Origin of the sequence: Vibrio sp. 16, from assembly GCF_963681195.1 — a bacterium.
Taxonomy (GTDB): Bacteria; Pseudomonadota; Gammaproteobacteria; order Enterobacterales; family Vibrionaceae; genus Vibrio; species Vibrio sinaloensis_D.
The window spans coordinates 95,895-113,137 of record NZ_OY808998.1; the positions used below are offsets into that span (position 1 = coordinate 95,895).

9 protein-coding genes and 4 tRNA genes are annotated in these 17,243 nt (G+C 46.7%); 2 read left to right on the forward strand and 11 right to left on the reverse strand.

The genetic code is table 11. The features are described from left to right. Positions 1-14: 14 nt before the first annotated feature. Positions 15-2,906 (forward strand): ligand-binding sensor domain-containing diguanylate cyclase, encoded by a 2,892-nt coding sequence (locus U9J37_RS14655; protein ID WP_005471408.1) that lies wholly within the window; start codon positions 15-17, stop codon positions 2,904-2,906. Positions 2,907-3,051: 145 nt separating this feature from the next. Here the strand turns inward: U9J37_RS14655 and U9J37_RS14660 are convergent. The 4 genes from U9J37_RS14660 to U9J37_RS14675 form a co-directional block, all read right to left on the reverse strand. Next, a tRNA-Cys gene (locus U9J37_RS14660) sits at positions 3,052-3,125 on the reverse strand. Between the two features lie 21 nt (positions 3,126-3,146). Continuing rightward, positions 3,147-3,233: transfer RNA gene (locus tag U9J37_RS14665), tRNA-Leu, on the reverse strand. A gap of 194 nt (positions 3,234-3,427) precedes the next feature. Continuing rightward, the gene (locus tag U9J37_RS14670; protein WP_005471188.1) at positions 3,428-3,937 is read right to left on the reverse strand and encodes a hypothetical protein; all 510 of its coding nucleotides are present in this window, start codon (positions 3,935-3,937) and stop codon (positions 3,428-3,430) included. Positions 3,938-4,367: 430 nt separating this feature from the next. Further along, a complete protein-coding gene (locus U9J37_RS14675) occupies positions 4,368-7,193 on the reverse strand; it encodes a hypothetical protein (RefSeq protein ID WP_005471293.1) in 2,826 nt (941 codons plus the stop codon). Positions 7,194-7,749: 556 nt separating this feature from the next. Between U9J37_RS14675 and U9J37_RS14680 the strand changes: the two genes are divergently transcribed. Continuing rightward, entirely contained in the window at positions 7,750-10,494 is a 2,745-nt protein-coding gene (locus tag U9J37_RS14680) for a WD40 repeat domain-containing protein (protein WP_005471230.1), read from the forward strand. Positions 10,495-10,585: 91 nt separating this feature from the next. On the opposite strand, the gene U9J37_RS14685 is transcribed toward U9J37_RS14680, so the two are convergent. The 7 genes from U9J37_RS14685 to U9J37_RS14715 all read right to left on the reverse strand — a co-directional run bounded on the left by U9J37_RS14685 (position 10,586) and on the right by U9J37_RS14715 (position 17,064). Then, positions 10,586-10,659 (reverse strand) — tRNA-Cys (locus tag U9J37_RS14685). 32 nt (positions 10,660-10,691) lie between these two features. Beyond that, a tRNA-Leu gene (locus tag U9J37_RS14690) sits at positions 10,692-10,778 on the reverse strand. A gap of 174 nt (positions 10,779-10,952) precedes the next feature. After that, the gene (gene nirD / locus U9J37_RS14695) at positions 10,953-11,279 is read right to left on the reverse strand and encodes a nitrite reductase small subunit NirD (protein ID WP_005471343.1); all 327 of its coding nucleotides are present in this window, start codon (positions 11,277-11,279) and stop codon (positions 10,953-10,955) included. After that, positions 11,279-13,762, reverse strand: coding sequence for a nitrite reductase large subunit NirB (gene nirB / locus U9J37_RS14700; protein ID WP_005471263.1), 2,484 nt, complete (start codon positions 13,760-13,762; stop codon positions 11,279-11,281). Before nirB ends, nirD begins: the two co-directional genes overlap by 1 nt. Before the next feature lie 12 nt (positions 13,763-13,774). Continuing rightward, the gene (locus U9J37_RS14705; RefSeq protein WP_322414180.1) at positions 13,775-14,641 is read right to left on the reverse strand and encodes an ABC transporter ATP-binding protein; all 867 of its coding nucleotides are present in this window, start codon (positions 14,639-14,641) and stop codon (positions 13,775-13,777) included. A 12-nt stretch (positions 14,642-14,653) separates the two neighbouring features. Further along, positions 14,654-15,622, reverse strand: coding sequence for an ABC transporter permease (locus U9J37_RS14710; RefSeq protein ID WP_043886798.1), 969 nt, complete (start codon positions 15,620-15,622; stop codon positions 14,654-14,656). A 68-nt stretch (positions 15,623-15,690) separates the two neighbouring features. Continuing rightward, positions 15,691-17,064 carry a CmpA/NrtA family ABC transporter substrate-binding protein gene (locus tag U9J37_RS14715; RefSeq protein WP_005471254.1) on the reverse strand — a complete coding sequence of 458 codons (1,374 nt, stop codon included), beginning with the start codon at positions 17,062-17,064 and terminating at the stop codon, positions 15,691-15,693. Positions 17,065-17,243: the final 179 nt, after the last annotated feature.

Below are 17,243 nucleotides of genomic sequence, written 5' to 3' on the forward strand. Positions count from 1 at the left end.
CCAAAGGTATACAGATGAACGAGCGAAATTGGTCCCCTCAATTAGTGGCTGGCTTAATCTATTTTGTTCTGTTTTTCGTATCTCCCCTTTCCGCGCGCGCTTCTGAACTGAGTGAATACCTCTTTGAGACTTGGACTAGCCGAGATGGTCTTCCCCACAACAGCATTAATGCCATCACCCAAACTGATGACGGCTATCTTTGGTTCGCAACGTGGGAAGGTCTGGCGCGATTCAATGGACATCGATTCGAACATTTCACTCGCGGTGTTGATTCAGGCTTAATTGACTCGGGCGTGCGCGCTCTTTATGCAGACGCCAATGGCGGACTACTTGCCGGTGGCGTACGTGGTGGATTAACTTATCGTCACCAGCGAGGTTGGCAACCTGTCGAGCCCGCGGGAAAGCTCATCAATACAGTACTACGCGATCCAAACGGTGGAATTTGGATAGGCACGCAAAGCCTTGGCTTGGTCTATCGCGCCAGCTTAGAAGCAAAGAACGAAATCAAAATCTCCTCAGTCGGTGTTTACAAACTGACCCTCGCGCTCGATGGGGACGTACTTGTGTCAACCAATAAAGGCTTATTTAAAGTCGGTCAAGAAGGTGTGGTCAACATCAGCGCCCAAGCTGGGTTGGACCCAAATCCAATCTACGACGCTATCCAACTGAGTAATGGTGAGTTCCTATTTGGCGGCAAACATGGCGCTTGGCGATTCGATGCCAATAACAAGCTGTACTCAGTTCACCCAACATTAGACAGTGCATTCATCACTCGAATTCTCGCTGACGACTCCGGTGATTACTGGTTTGGCACCATTAATAACGGGGTTTATCGGCTATCAAACAACACATTAACTCACTTTAATGAGCGCTCAGGATTACTCAACAACCGCGTACTTTCCCTTTTCCAAGATAGAGAGCGCAGCATCTGGATCGGAACCAATGGTGGATTGACTCGGTTGCACAAGGCACCATTTACCGTTTGGGATCAGCATCGTGGGTTAGCCGGCGATTACGTAAGAACCGTACTTGCACTCGATTCTGGCGACATTATCGCAGGAACAAGTCGCGGCTTGAGTGTTATTCGTAATCGGGAAATCCGCAATGTTCAAACAGACTCAAATCAGAGTGAATTGCTATCAATACTGAGCCTAGCCCCCAGAGCAGAAGGCGGCGCTTGGGTTGGGACGTACAACAGAGGTGTTTACCTATTTGATGGTCAAACATTGGCCCCCTATCCACTTGATGAGCTTCCTACACACGAAGTTCGCGCCATTTTACAGGACAAGCAAAATCAGCATTGGTTTGGCACAACGGCTGGTCTACTGCGTCGCTCACCGGACGGCACAACACGATTGTTTACCGTCGACGATGGCTTAGTAGATAACTATGTGATGGCACTCGCTCAAGATAAACATGGACATATATGGGTTGGGTCAGCGGTTGGTGTCGCCGTCATTCGTGGTGATAAGGTTGAACAAATCGATCTCACTAGCATGGAAGATGCGCAATATGTGTTTGGTTTCTACTCGCAAGGCTCTTCGATGTGGTTAGCAACCGATCGTGGCTTAGTTCGTTATCGATTTAGCGATAAAAAGCTCAGCCTTATTGGACGACCACAAGGATTACCGATCGATAAGTTCTTCCAAGTGATACCCGATCACATGGGCTATTTCTGGCTAACATCCAACCGTGGGCTTTGGAGGATCAGTCTAGACCAAGCGAACGCGATAGCCGACGGCCGCGCAACAGGACCTATACGTTTCGAACTCTATAATGAACGCGATGGTATGCGAACCGCTCAAGTCAACGGAGGCTCTAATCCAGCCGCGACTATCGATAATGAAGGGACATTGTGGTTCCCAACCGCGCAAGGCGTTGCATCTACCAATCCACGCAATACCGAGGGGCTAGTTGTTCCTCATTTCCCGACCGTCATCGAACGTCTCACCGTCGATAAAACGCAATATGATTTAGCCCAACCACACGTTTTCTCATTTCCTGCAGGTAGCCAACGCGTCTCATTTGATTACGTGGGTCTTGGTTTTTTATCCGCTCAACACATTCGCTATCGAACGAAACTTGAAGGTCTGGATAACGGTTGGGTATCTCGCGGATCACAAACGAGTGCCGACTATACCAACCTTGCCCCCGGCAACTACCGTTTTGTTGTGAAAGCCTATTACGAACATCATGAAAGTGACGTCAACCTCGCAAGCGTTGAATTCGTGGTATTGCCCTATTGGTGGCAACGTGCCAGCGTTCAAATAGGGCTGTTTCTGTTACTCGCAGCGTCAATCGCACTGCTATTTTGGTGGCGCTTGAGGTTGTTAAAACGCTCAGAGCTTAGGCTTAAAAACGAGGTCATGCAGAAAACCCTCGCACTCCGCAAACAAGCTGCGGCGTTTGAAGTTCAAGCTCGAGAAGACCAATTAACGAGACTCAACAACCGACGTGCCTTTGATGAATGGATTGAGAAAGTTGTCTACGCACCGGGTCAATCGACGTCGTTTTCTCTCGCGCTGATCGATATTGACCATTTCAAACAAATTAATGATACCTACACCCACTTAGCAGGTGACCAAGTGCTAAAGATCGTCGCGCAAGAGATTAAAAATGCGACGCCACAAAATGGTTTTGTCGCTCGTTGGGGCGGCGAAGAGTTTGTTATAGGATTTAGAGACTGGGAGCCTAATAAGGTGTTTTCGGTGTGTGAATCATTACGAAGTACCATTAAACAACGAGATTTTGGCAGCGTGGCAGAGCACCTAACCGTGACCATCAGTACTGGCATTGTTAACTCAGATAATAGTCACGACTTTGATCTGTTACTTCGCCGGGCAGACCGCGCCTTGTTGCATGTAAAAGCCAACGGTCGCGATAGCATCTATGTACATAGTGAGTGATCGACGCTGGGGAGCATTAAACTGTTCCCTGCTTATCGGTGAAGGTGTGGTGCTGCGATATAAAAAGAGATTAAGCGACCATCAGACATAAAAAAACCAGCTTAATGCTGGTTTATGTTTGGCCTCAATGTTGACCAAAATGTCATGGAGGCGCCTCCCGGAATCGAACCGAGGTCCACGGATTTGCAATCCGCTGCATAGCCACTCTGCCAAGGCGCCAAATTGTTCACTTTGATGAGATGGTGCCCCGGGCCGGACTTGAACCGGCACAGCGCGAACGCCGAGGGATTTTAAATCCCTTGTGTCTACCAATTCCACCACCAGGGCAACGCATAAAGCGATGGTACACCATCATCCTCACGGGCTTTCCCGTTCGAACGAGGCGTACTTTAACCGATTGATTTTACACGTCAACAATTAACGTCTTCACATTCGTTTAAGTGCTTAAAAAACCGCTTAAACGCGTAAAACCACCGCAACACGCCCAAACTTTACACGACTGACTCATCAAAGCTGTGGGTTCAGCAATTGATAGAGCCATGATAAACGTCACTTTGAATGGTATGTTCAAAGTTGAACTCATAAGTCTTACCTTCGCTATCAGTCACCATTATCTTCAACTGTTCTGGTAACACTTTTAAAGGCGGATATTTAACATTGAACCAAGAGCGGTGAATCCCGACACTGTCAGTCGTATTAGAGACTTGGGTCGCGTGATCATCACGCATCAAGGCGCCGATCTCGGTTACCACCTCAACGTTAACCAACTCAGGACCTTTTCTCTTCGTTTCCAATAGAGCGGTAATGGATATACCGTTTTCACTGTCTTTTGAAGGGAATACGCTAACACCATAGTGGTCAGTAGCCTGCTCAATTCCATCCAGTCGAGTTTTAACGTAGCCACAAGCTGAGCTAGGTACTGCAGATTGGGATTGCATTACAACTGGCTTGTAGTAGTCACGGGTTGTTGGAAAAACGACACATCCGGACAATACAACGCTAAAAAGTACGGCTAACCAAATTCTTTTCATAATAACTGCTCCTGTGAGATGCATTCATTATGAACAGTGTTTTATTAATTTACTAGCCTTGATTACACTCGCTTACATACTGGTCTGATTCTCCCAAATTTGACCTTTTGAACGCTACCGAGAAAACCGCATCTGCAGAGAAGAAAAAGCCTCTTCCCTAGAGAGGAAGAGGCTTAGTTGCCTTTGACGCTGTTATATTATTCTTGTCTCGCCTTTGACATTAATTTTCAAAGGTCACAATACTGAGTAGAGCAAATCTGATGCCAAACAAACATCTCTCTAAATTTCAATAACATAGCATTTTGGCGCAAATTTTTTGCACCAAGCTCGTGCGTTTAAGTGTAATGGATGTGCAGGAATTTGCGTTAAAACTCGACAACTTATTTTGTTCTCACGAGTTGGCATCGCCTTTCCAATCTCAGACCCGCCTTTAAAACTCGCCTGATACAGACAAATAGAATTGATCCTTTCCTAGCTCTTTATCTAAACCGTTGGCATAACCCATGGTCACGGGTACCGTTAAGTTGTACCCCATCTTGAGCTCAACGGTTGTTGAAATACCCAACCCAGTAAGCCCTTTATACTGACCGCTTTCACTCCATGCGCTGCCAGAGTCGGCAAACAGGGTTGCAGAGATATCACCCAAACCAATCGGAAACAGTCCCCAGTTGCGCTCAATTCGAGCCAACCATGACGTGTACTCTACTCGCTGAGTAAAATAGTGATTCCCTGATTGAACAGTTTCATCATAACCTCTTAATGCCTGAGTTTCTCGACCAAACAGAGCGCTCTCATCGCTTTGGTCGCTGCCGCCTAAACGAAACGGTTTCGCCTTCTCATCGCTGTATCCTCCAGCTAAGCGGAGCGTCAGTGTAGAGCGGCCAGGAAGATCAAACGTGCTTCGCCACTGCGCTTGATACTTGTTCCCTTCATAGTCGCTTCCCAGCAAATCATTTGTTTCAGCAGTGAGATCAAGATAGTGCCCCCAACCCACGCCCATGACGTTAAGGTAGCTTTCTCTGTTGTCGAACGAAGCCGCTAAACCGACTAGCGTTTCTTCCCGCTCTTCATACGGGCTGGTCGTTACCTTAGGTTGTTGAACCTCGCTCTCTTTCTCCCAAAAAAGACCCGCAGATAGAGACAACTGATCTTCAAACGCGGTGTAAATATGGTTACGTTGTAACAAGGCATTGTCGTTCTGTTCGATGCGCTGGGACTCAACCCCTAATTCAGAGAATGTTGTAAAGTCATGGTTTCTGCCAATCGCGGCGAACCATCGATTGTCGTAAAGATAACTAAGGTGGTATTGACCTAATCCGTTTTCCGTATCCCAACCCAACTCAATGGTGTAGTTGTGTCTGCCAAGCGCATCAGAGCCATTGGTTACGATTCCGGCGATCGATTGATTCTCATCAAGGCTGAAGATCGGCACCCATGTCCTTGGTCTTAGACTTCTCCAGGGTGAATAATCAACAGCATCGGTTTTCTCCACAGACATTGGTGCTGGATCTGGGTATTGGTAGCTTGCAGCAACCTCACCTAAAACGACATTATCGAGAGCATCTGGCTGTTTAAGTGCGCGAAGCGTATAACCTTCGCTGTCATAGCTTTGATAAATCAAGCCAAAGGTGTCTGACCATAATGGTGAAAATGCTCCCCCCACTTCGCGGGTGAGTTGCTCAACCGATTGGCTACCGAGAGTATGGCGGTAAACATTAAACACTCCGTCGTAATCAGCGCTAAACATCACAGTGTCTGCATCCACAAATACTGGGCTATTTTCAACGGATCGTGTCTTAGTGATTGTGGACCATTGCAAGTTCGTTAGATTCAAACGCTCAAGATTCCAGCCATCTTGGGATCGCTTAACACTCGCCACCAAGTTCGTGTCATCAGGAGAAAGATCGTACCCACCTAACACTTCGTTTTCAGCACCTCGCCACAGCCGTTGCTTGTTTTCAGGAGCCATAACATCAATCAACCACAGCTCACTAAACCCATCGATTTTTCGGCTTGCGATAACCTGCTGACCATTGGCCAGCCAACGAACATCTCTAAAACGCTCCCGCTCGGTTAACCGCTTCCATGTCCCTCCTTGTAACCAGAACAAGTCTGTAATGCCTCGCCCATCGGCGTAATAAACCAGTCTTGACGCAACCAACCCAGAGGTTTGGTGAGCATCTAGAGCAACGACACCTTTTGAACTTGAGATATGATTTTTTTCGCTAGATAACTGTACTTGAACAACGTCGTTTCTATCTTCACTGTTGTTTCGATTGATGAAAACATCACCCGCCGCGTTTGTCGTCACTACCTGCATAACGGGAGTTGTCTCATTAAATCTTTCACCCGACACCTTATTCGCCGTGCGTAACGCGATCTCTTCACTAAAGCGCTCATTTAGGTAAGTTTGAAACTGTGGCCACAATGCTTCAAACGACTCACCAAATGTATTTTTGGCGGTTCTGTTCAAGAGGAAAAATGGCAATAAGCGACGACTGTAATCGTCTAAGAAGGTCTGAACTTTATCTTCTCCATATTGGCGAACAAGATAGTCAACAAAGTAAGCACCATAGAGATATTGATAACCAAGCGGAAAGTGTTTACTGGCGACCACCGCTTGATTGAGGTCCTTGACCTTTCCAGAGGCGACTTCCATGCGCATTTCCATTGGATAGCTTGAACCTTGCAAGCGCCCGTAACCAAGCTCTTTATTGGTTTCCAAATACACCGCCAAGCCCTCGACTAGCATTGATGGCGTAAGAGTATGGGGGTAAAGCAATACGTTACGACCAAATATGTTGCGTAAAAACTCAGGCGCACCGCCCCCCATTTCTAGATGCAGGATATGCACATACTCATGTCGTATCAGTAAATGTAGCCACTCGTCATTACTTTCGAGGCTGTTTACGTCATCTGGCGGGCTCATATAGAGCCTGATCTGCGGGTAAGGGATGACGGTCGCCCAACCGTTTGAAAAGTCAAACTCATCGACCAATACTATCTCGGTCTTATCTTTAGGCTCGTAACCAAAAAAAGGCGTCAGCTCTTTATGAACTTGCTCTGCCAAATCGAGAGAACGAGCTGCCTGCTTTTCGTGCCCAGAACGAAAGTGGATTGAGAAATGATCAGATTCTTGAGTTTGCCATACTTCATCCTGCTGATCCCAAGCAACGGAAACCGCGTGAGCATCGTAAGAAACAAAAGGATAGGATAGCAACGCTGCTACGGACAAAGTGAGCAAGTTCTTTTTCATGTTAAGAGTTTCTAATATAAGAATAATGGTTGATTCATCTGCTAAATGTACACTGTATTATTAATAATTCAATCCGTTCATTGTGTTCGGTTACAAAGCGAACTTCGAAAAGCCTTAATAAAAACGCTAACTAGGTTCGATGTCTTATAACTCTATGTCGTTATAGAGTCTCGAGTCAGATAGGCTTCATAGTTCGTACTTTTATTACCGGCTCGTTCTCAATATCACTTGATTTCCCCCCTAGTTAATTTTTTTGCTCTTGGAAATATTTCCATTTGTAAAACATGAGGTTAAGGTAGAGTTAGAATTCTATTTAGACATCAAAAACAATCATTTGAGAAACACTTCACAGCCAACTGAAATATTGATGAGAAATATGCCAAGTCAGTCGAAATTGCCCATCAATCCCAACCCATATAATTGAGCAAATTATAAACTTAAGCGATTTTGATTTTTCAGGAGAAATCGTTTGAACTGGCTTAATTGTTCGGCACGGAGCCGACGAGGTTCGACCTCAATAAAAACATTGTACCATGGGATTATATTAGCCTGTGCTTTGACGCTGTCAGCGTGTGGTGGCGGCGGCGGCGGTGGCAGCAGTAATGGTGGCAACAAACCTCAAACCATCGCACCTAACTCTCCCAATAGCTATCTACCAACCACCAGTGACACTAAGTGGTACTACGACAACAGTAGCAAAGGTACGTACGCAACGACCACCCAAATAGGCGGAAAAACCGCGCAAGTCATTAACTATCCAACTGGCGGTAAAGAGTACTTTATTGCCACAGAAGAAAGTGTCTCGTTTGCTGGTTTCTATTCGCCTTCAACTTATGTTTCTGGCGTCGGCACTTTTAGTATTGATTTCCGATTCGATGAATCTATGCAGTTAGTTGAGAGTTCAGCTCGATCGCTGCAAAGTGTTGCCACTTCTGGCACAGCCAACATCCAACCGACATACGGAAATAACCCCATCAATGTTTATGGTTCGACAACCATCAATGGGACTGAGACGATTACTGTTCCCTACGGTACTTTTGATGCCACTCACGTAACCGTAGACTTATACATTAGCTCTACCATCGACGGCTACTTCTTTGAAATTCCTTGGCAAGTAGACCTGTGGTTTGCCGACAATGTTGGTATTGTTCGCCGCGTTCAAGGTGGTCAAATCATTGAACTCACAAACTTCACCGCGCCTGTCACAGAGCCAACCGAACCCACTGAACCATCGGAGCCAACTGATCCTTCCGAGCCTACGGAACCAACAGAGCCAACGGACCCTACCGAACCAACAGATCCTACTGAGCCTACTGAGCCTACTGAGCCTACTGAGCCTACTGAGCCAGTTGTAGACACAGATGGCGATGGTATTAGCAACAACGATGATACCGATGATGACAACGATGGCGTATTGGATGTCAACGATCACTACCCACTCGATCCGACTCGCCACGATAAACTCAAGGCAAACCTCACAAGTACTACCTTGTCCCACACCATTGGTTCTTCAGCGAAAGAGGTTAAACAGCTTTCAATTACCGGCACTAACATAGAGTGGCTGTTACTAGACACCGCTAGCTGGCTCTCAATTAGTGAAAGAATGGGCACCGGTGACACCACTGTCGAGCTTTCCATTATCGACTACAAGCTCACGCCTGGATCCTACTCAACGACTATAACGTTGCGCGACAAAACGGAAGGCACAGACTCGCAAATCCAAGTATCCGCTGAGTTTGCTTTACCAGAGTTAACGCTGAGTAGTAATAGCGTCACACTCGACATCTCAGATGGGTTTGAACCCATTTCAACCAGCCTCGACGTAAGCTTATCGACAGGTGATCGCATTCATCCAGTAACAGTGTCACTGCCTGAAGGTCTGCATTCCTCCAACATTTACGCATCGAGCACCGCAAAAACACTTGATGTGAACTTGACCTCTATTGAAAGTGTAAAGGAAGGCCTTAACACCTTTACCGCAACGGCTTCTGCTCAAGTTGGTGAACACACAATCAACAAACAATTTGACGTGAACGTGCTTGCGTCTCGTCGTGCGCTTGTTGTGCCTGATCGCGGTGTTGCCTTGACTAAGTTTGCAACCAAACAACGTCTTACTGCTGACATCGATATCCTAGACACCTACGGCTTTACCAACACGCTTTGGAAAGCGTCAACAGAAGCTCCTTGGCTGACGGTGACAACCTCTGGTACCACGGCTGATAAGTTGCAGCTTACTGCGGATGCTCGCGGTTTAGCGACCAATCAGCTGCATGAAGCGGAAGTTGTCGTCGTACCAGATGACACGAGTATTGCCAACAGCAATAGCATTCGTGTCAGCCTTTGGGTTGGCGATACCGACCCAGTCGAGAAGCAAGTGATACCCCAAAAAGCAATCAATGTAGCGGCTGACCCAGTTAGACCTTACATCTACCTTAACGATGGAACCGCCGATTCTGCTGAAATCAGTGTTTATCATAGCCATACGCAAGAATACGTTGCGGGGCTATCACCTGGCGGAACGCACCAGTTTGGTGACATTAAAGTGAGTGAGGACGGAAGATGGTTATACAGTGGTTTGGATGGCAACAGTATCGCTGTCTTTGACCTGACGACATTTAACCTACATACGATCTGGTCAGGTAATGATGGGCTCGCAGAGACGTTTACAATTACCGAACCTTCAGGCGTACCACTGATTGTTGGCGCTCGTGGGAACATTTATCACGCCAATACCGGTACACGCCTAAATGTACGTGGTGACGCTCACTGGGTATCAGCCGTTGCTTGGTATCAAGGCTATGACATTGTTGCATCAAGCCAATTTGGTAACCGCTTCTGTGCTGCCGAATCTGGTCTATCGCCGTACCTATTGCACTGTTATGAACTGACGTACAACAGCTATCGTGACGATGTCAAAGTGGAGCATATCGCTACAGCGCCACACGGTACAGATTCGTTCGCTACCGGCTTAGCCATCAACAACGATGGTAGCGTGGTCTATCCGGTTGGGTCCTCACTGCTCAGTCTTGATGTCGATAGCATGCAGGTTACGCAGGTATTTACCACCGACGGATACGCCGCTGGCTCAGCAATGGGTGAGAACAACGAAGTTCATGCCACCACAAGTAACTACTATGGTGACAAAGATATATGGATCTTCAAGTCGGATGGCTCACAGCGTTACAGCGGTGACGCGTCAGGAAGTAACAATAGCATTTACAATGAACTGGATGTGTCAGGCGATGGCTACCAAACTTATGTCATTGATGATACGCAACTCATCATTATGAATAGCTATTAATCAGCAATGCCCAGTCTTTTGACTGGGCATTTTTTTGACCAAGCTACAGACATAAAAAAGCCCCAACATCTCTGTCAGGGCTTCAAAATAATGGAGGCGCCTCCCGGAGTCGAACCGAGGTCCACGGATTTGCAATCCGCTGCATAGCCACTCTGCCAAGGCGCCATTAATTTTGCACTCTCTCGAGTAATTTAAGATGGTGCCCCGGGCCGGACTTGAACCGGCACAGCGCGAACGCCGAGGGATTTTAAATCCCTTGTGTCTACCAATTCCACCACCAGGGCAACGCGAAAAGCGATTGCAGACCACCGTTCCAACGATGTTGTCGTGGGAACGGGGTGTACTTTTACAGCTAGAAATTTAGAGTCAACGAAACATTTAGCTCTAATGTTCAAGTGGTTAAAACAAATCTGCGTTGTTCAAGGCGAGATCTATTTGCTCACAACCGCATCAGGCTATCAGCCAATCAAGACATTGCCTTCTTCGATCTCTACCTTGTATACCGACAATTTTATTTCCGGCTTTTCGATGCATTCACCACTCTTTAAGCTGAAATGCTGCTTGTAGAGTGGTGAGGCGACGCACATCTCCCCTGCTACATCGCCCACGATTCCTCGGCAAAGCACATAAGCTTCACCGATTGGGTCCCAGTTTTGAATCGCAAACACACCATGCTCAGGAATATTGAACAGCGCCACTTGCTCGCCATCAATTAACGCAGCTCGACCTTGGTAGGGAGACAACTCATCTAGGCGACAAACTTTTACTTTATCTACGACTTCCATTAGATTTCCTCCTTCACAGGGATACGTTGACCGCGCACTCTTTGATATGGCAGCGCTTGGCTTGCATCATCGGCATTGATAAATGGTTTGAACTTAGCCAGTTTGTCACTGTTTTCAATCGTGCTCTTCCACTCACATTGGTAGGTATCAACGATATGCTGCATCTGAGCTTCAAGAGACTCATTAAGGTTAAGCGAATCTTCGATCACTACTTGTTTCAGGTAATCCAATCCACCTTCTAAGTTCTCCATCCAAACTGAGGTTCGTTGTAGACGATCCGCAGTTCGTACGTAGAACATGAGTACACGGTCGATAAGTGCAACTAGCTCTGCTTTAGATAGATCCGAAGCAATCAGGTCTGCGTGTCTTGGCCGCATACCACCATTACCACAAACATAGAGGTTCCAACCGTTTTCAGTTGCGATGACGCCAATATCTTTACTCTGCGCTTCCGCACACTCACGGGTACAACCAGAGACAGCGAACTTGATCTTGTGCGGCGCACGAAGGCCTTTATAGCGATTCTCTAGCTCAATGGCTAAGCCGACAGAATCATCAACACCGTAACGACACCAGGTTGAACCGACACATGATTTAACCGTTCGCAGTGATTTACCGTAGGCATGGCCGGTTTCAAAACCTGCGTCGATCAATGCTTGCCAGATCTCTGGTAGCTGCTCCACTTGAGCGCCAAATAGGTCGACACGCTGACCTCCAGTGATCTTAGTGTAGAGATCGTATTTCTTCGCCGCTTCACCCAAAGCAATCAATTTATCTGGGGTAATTTCACCGCCCGCTACGCGAGGGACGACTGAGTAAGAACCGTCTTTCTGTAGGTTAGCCATGAATGCATCATTCGAGTCTTGTAGCGAGCTGTGTTGTGGCTCCATGATGTGCTCATTCCATAGCGACGCAAATACCGATGCAGCGGTTGGCTTACAAAGGTCACACCCCATGCCTTTACCGTGTTTTTCTAGCAAGGTATCGAAATCTTTAATTTGCTCTACCTGACAGATGTGGAATAGCTCTTGGCGCGATAATTCAAAGTGCTCACAGATGTGGTTGTTAACTTCAACCCCCATAGTAGTTAGCTGAGCATCCAAGACACTCTTAACCATATTGGTACAACCACCACAACCTGTACCCGCTTTCGTTTCCGCCTTAAGCGTATCTAGGTCATGAGCACCTGCTTGAATCGCACTGACCAAGTCACCTTTGCTGACATTATGACAAGAACAGATGATGGCACTATCATCCATCTCGCCGTTTAGCATTCCCGTATCAAACAGCAAGTTAGCCGCATGGTCTGGAAGCTCAGTTTCGTTAAGGTAACATTGAAGTAGCGCGTCATAGTCTGAGTTGTCTCCCACTAAAATCGCACCAAGCAACTTAGTTCCTGATTCATCGACAACCAACTTCTTATAGATACCAGCAACTGCATCTTGCAGCACCATCTCTTGCGCACCTTCAGTTGCTTTATGAGCATCACCAATCGAAGCAACATCAACGCCAAGCAACTTGAGTTTGGTACTCATATCTGCACCAGTGAAGCCTTGGTTATCACGTCCAAGTAATTGATCCGCAACCACTCGCGCCATAGTGTAGCCCGGAGCAACTAAGCCGAAGATTTTCTCCTGCCATAACGCACACTCACCCACAGCATAGATGCTTTCATCACTTGTGCGGCACTGATCATTGATAACAATACCGCCACGCTCACCAATCTCGATACCTGCCTCACGCGCTAGGGCATCTTGAGGTCTAATACCTGCAGAGAATACGATGACATCGACTTCTAGAGGGTCGGCGTCTTTGAACACTAACCTGTGGTTAGCACTCTCACCATCACAGATTTTCTCTGTCGCGGTAGAGGTATGAACGGTTAAGCCCAAGTCCTCAATTTTTTCTTTAAGAACTTGCCCTGCTCCATCATCAAGCTGAACTGGCATTAAGCGCGGCGCAAACTCTACCACGTGTGTTTCAACGCCCAGCAGTTTCAATGCGTTGGCAGCTTCTAGACCAAGCAAACCACCACCGATGACGGCACCTGTTTTGGCGCCCTGACAGGCAGTTTTGATTTCAGAAAGATCATCTAGAGTTCGGTAAACAAAAATATTATCGCGATCTTTACCGTCGATTGGCGGCACGAATGGGTAAGAACCTGTCGCGAGAACAAGTTGGTCGTACCCCATCACGCTATCACCATCGAGAACTAGACGCTTTTTATCTCGTTCAACTTGCGTCACTTGGCTACCGAGCATTAGCTCAATGCCATGCATTTTGTACCATTCTTCACTGCTCAGCATTAGGTCTTGATGACTATTGCCCGAAAACAGCGAAGAGAGCTGTACTCGGTCATAAGCGATAAAACGCTCTTCTCCGATGACAGTTATGCGTTTTTCTAGGTGAGCACCACGCTCTACCAACTGAGACACAAGATGGTGGCCAACCATGCCATTACCTACAACAACGATATGTTCCATAATGTGACTCCTTTAAGCCGTTTTAGCGGTCGTTGCGAGCTCTTTTTGCTCTTTATCTTTTTTATCAGCCGGGCTAGCCGCTGTTTTTGCCTGCTTCTCATAGAGGAAGCGAAGAACTGACTGACGACATTTCTGATACTGTGGATCGTCAGCTAGCTCAACGCGGTTACGTGGCCTTGGCAAATCGACTTCTAACACTTCACCGATCGTCGCCGCTGGGCCATTGGTCATCATGACGATTTTGTCAGAGAGCAGTACCGCCTCATCGACATCGTGAGTAATCATGATGACTGTATTGTTTAGCTCAGCTTGAATCTGCATTAGTGAGTCTTGCAAACGTGCACGAGTTAGCGCATCTAGCGCGCCAAACGGTTCATCCATCAATAGGACTTTTGGTTGCAGAGCCAACGCGCGAGCAATACCAACACGCTGTTTCATACCACCTGAAATTTCATCCGGCTTTTTATCCGCCGCATGTGACATTTGAATCAGCTCTAAATAGTGTTCAACTTGCTGTTTAATCCAAGTTTTAGTGTCAACTGAACCAGAGTGTTGATCAGCAATCTGCTTCACCGCGAGCTCAACGTTTTGGTATACCGTTAACCAAGGCAGTAGAGAGTGGTTCTGGAACACAACCGCACGTTCTGGGCCAGGGCCACTCACCTCACGACCATCAACAATCACACCACCGTCAGTTGGCAAGTGCAGACCTGCAACTAGGTTAAGTACCGTTGATTTACCACAACCTGAGTGACCAATTAATGAGATAAATTCGCCTTTTTGGATCTGCAGGTTTACGTTTTTCAGTGCAATAAAGTCGCCGTTTGGTGTCGGAAAACTCATACCCAACTGGGTTAAATCTAATAGTGCTTTAGACATAGGAAACTCCTTTTATCGCAATGCCAGCTGTTTGTTCCAAGATAACCACTTCTGAAGTTGCAACATGCCGCGGTCGAGAAGTAAACCGATAAAACCGATAGCAATAACCGCTACCATGATTCGCCCTAAAGACGCCGAGCTACCATTTTGGAACTCGTCCCATACGAACTTACCTAGACCTGGGTTCTGCGCCAGCATTTCTGCCGCGATCAATACCATCCATGCAATACCTAATGACAAGCGAAGCCCGGTGAAGATCATCGGAATGGCTGAAGGAAGAACGATGACTCGAATGTGCTGCCACCATGACAGCTGCAAAACTTTACTTACGTTAATGAGGTCTTTATCTACGCTTGTTACGCCAACCGCAGTGTTAATAAGCGTTGGCCACAAGCTACACAGTGCAACGGTAAGCAGTGAGTTAACGAAAGATTTGGCAAACATAGGATCGTCACTGACATATATCGCACTCACCACCATGGTCACTATAGGTAGCCACGCTAGGGGTGAAACAGGTTTAAGTAGTTGTATTACTGGGTTGAATGCTTGGTAAACGCCTTGGTTCAAGCCGAGGATAATACCCAGAGGGATTGCAATAACTGTCGCAAGTAAGAAACCACTCGCTACCGTGATCAAACTGGTAATTATTTGGTCAAAAAAGGTTGGCTTGCCTGTGTAAGGGCGAATTTTCACCTTAGCATCAGGGTTCCTTGCTAGCTTTGCTGCGTTGCGTTTTTCTTGGCGCTCAATAAACGCGATCTCTTTGTCACGCTCCGCCCAGTGCTCGCTGACTAAGTTACTAAACTGCTGATAGGTTTGAGCTGGACCAGGTAAGGTACCAAGTGATGTTTCTACCTGACGTGCACTAAAATGCCACATCATTAAAAACAGCAAGATTCCGATAACAGGCAGTAGAATAGCTTTGCTTTTATTCGCAACCAGCTCTCTACTCGGAATTAATGATATTACATTGCTCGACATAACGACTCCTATACATCCTTGTTGGTAGTACTATTTTTATTGGAGGGGCGAACCCCTCCTTTATGTTGTTAAACTTTGTCTTTGCCTTTCAGACCAATCGCGAATTTCTCTAGGTAAGCGTTTGGTGAACGGCCGTCGTAGACGATATTGTCGATAAAGTGAGTTTGTGGAGCGCGGAAGCCATCTTCTTCAGCGAATTTAGGGAAATCTGTACTAGACAGAACACCATCTTCGATTAGAGCTTCAGCTGCTTGTTGGTAGATGTCTGGACGGTATACTTCTTTTGCCACTTCCATGTACCAGTCATCCGACTTTTCTTCAGGGATTTGGCCCCAACGACGCATCTGAGTTAAGTACCAGATCGCATCACTGTAATATGGGTAGGTTGCGTTGTGACGGAAGAACACATTGAAATCAGGCACTTCACGTACATCACCTTTCTCATATTCAAAGGTACCAGTCATTGAGTTCGCGATAACTTCAAAGTCAGCACCAACGTATTCGCTCTTAGCCAATAGTTTCACCGCTTCTACACGGTTAGCGTTGTCGTTCTCGTCTAACCAATGAGCAGCACGAATCAGAGCTTTCACAACACGAATATGAGTATTTGGATATTTTTCAGCCCAGGATTTTGATACGCCAAACACCTTCTCTGGGTTATTTTTCCAGATTTCGTAGTCAGTCACGACAGGAGCGCCAATACCTTTAAATACCGCTTGTTGGTTCCACGGTTCGCCCACACAGTAACCTTCAATTGTGCCCGCTTCCATGGTTGCTGGCATTTGCGGTGGAGGTGTGACGCTCAGTAGTACATCTGCGTTTACTTGGCCGCTGTTGTCGCCCGTTGTTGGCGCGTAATAGCCTGGGTGAATGCCACCAGCAGCTAGCCAATAACGAAGTTCGTAGTTGTGAGTTGAGACAGGAAACACCATGCCCATGTTGAACGGCTTACCTTCATCAAGATAGCTTTCAACTACAGGTTTAAGAGCATCGGCCTTGATTGGATGAACTAATTGACCATCCTCTTGAACTGGGATGTTTGGTTTCATTTGCTCCCAAGTTTTGTTCGATACGGTAATCGCGTTACCGTTAAGGTCCATACTAAATGCAGTAATTACCTCGGCTTTAGTACCGATACCGATAGTCGCACCTAACGGTTGACCAGATAGCATGTGTGCACCATCAAGTTCGCCGTCGATGACTCGGTCTAGTAGTACTTTCCAGTTGGCTTGAGCTTCCAACGTGACGTACAAACCTTCATCTTCAAAAAAGCCTTTCTCATACGCGACCGCTAGGGGTGCCATATCAGTAAGCTTGATGAAACCAAACTTTAGATCTTCTATTTCAGGCTCCCCTAACTCGGCGAAAGTGGTGGGCACGTAAAACGTGGTTGTAAGTGCAGCGCCGACTAAAGTGCGCTTGATTGCTGACGTCCATTTCATAAGTTTTCTCCAATAAAAAGGCGCTACAACTCCAGTGAGCTGTAGCGCCATTGCTTCCTTTCTATTACCGCCGTTGATAATTCAAGGTTACGATTGAACAGATTGTCATAGTTTCTGTTTATAGTGTTCCAAGTTATGTGCCAACTTATTTAATCCTTTAATATCAACCTCTTAAATGA

What these genes read in the sequence shown, in the direction of transcription:
- U9J37_RS14655 (WP_005471408.1), top strand. Translation starts at nt 15, where the DNA reads ATGAACGAGCGAAATTGGTCCCCTCAATTAGTGGCTGGCTTAATCTAT.
- U9J37_RS14670 (WP_005471188.1), bottom strand. Translation starts at nt 3,937, where the DNA reads ATGAAAAGAATTTGGTTAGCCGTACTTTTTAGCGTTGTATTGTCCGGA.
- U9J37_RS14675 (WP_005471293.1), bottom strand. Translation starts at nt 7,193, where the DNA reads ATGAAAAAGAACTTGCTCACTTTGTCCGTAGCAGCGTTGCTATCCTAT.
- nirD (WP_005471343.1), bottom strand. Translation starts at nt 11,279, where the DNA reads ATGGAAGTCGTAGATAAAGTAAAAGTTTGTCGCCTAGATGAGTTGTCT.
- nirB (WP_005471263.1), bottom strand. Translation starts at nt 13,762, where the DNA reads ATGGAACATATCGTTGTTGTAGGTAATGGCATGGTTGGCCACCATCTT.
- U9J37_RS14705 (WP_322414180.1), bottom strand. Translation starts at nt 14,641, where the DNA reads ATGTCTAAAGCACTATTAGATTTAACCCAGTTGGGTATGAGTTTTCCG.
- U9J37_RS14710 (WP_043886798.1), bottom strand. Translation starts at nt 15,622, where the DNA reads ATGTCGAGCAATGTAATATCATTAATTCCGAGTAGAGAGCTGGTTGCG.
- U9J37_RS14715 (WP_005471254.1), bottom strand. Translation starts at nt 17,064, where the DNA reads ATGAAATGGACGTCAGCAATCAAGCGCACTTTAGTCGGCGCTGCACTT.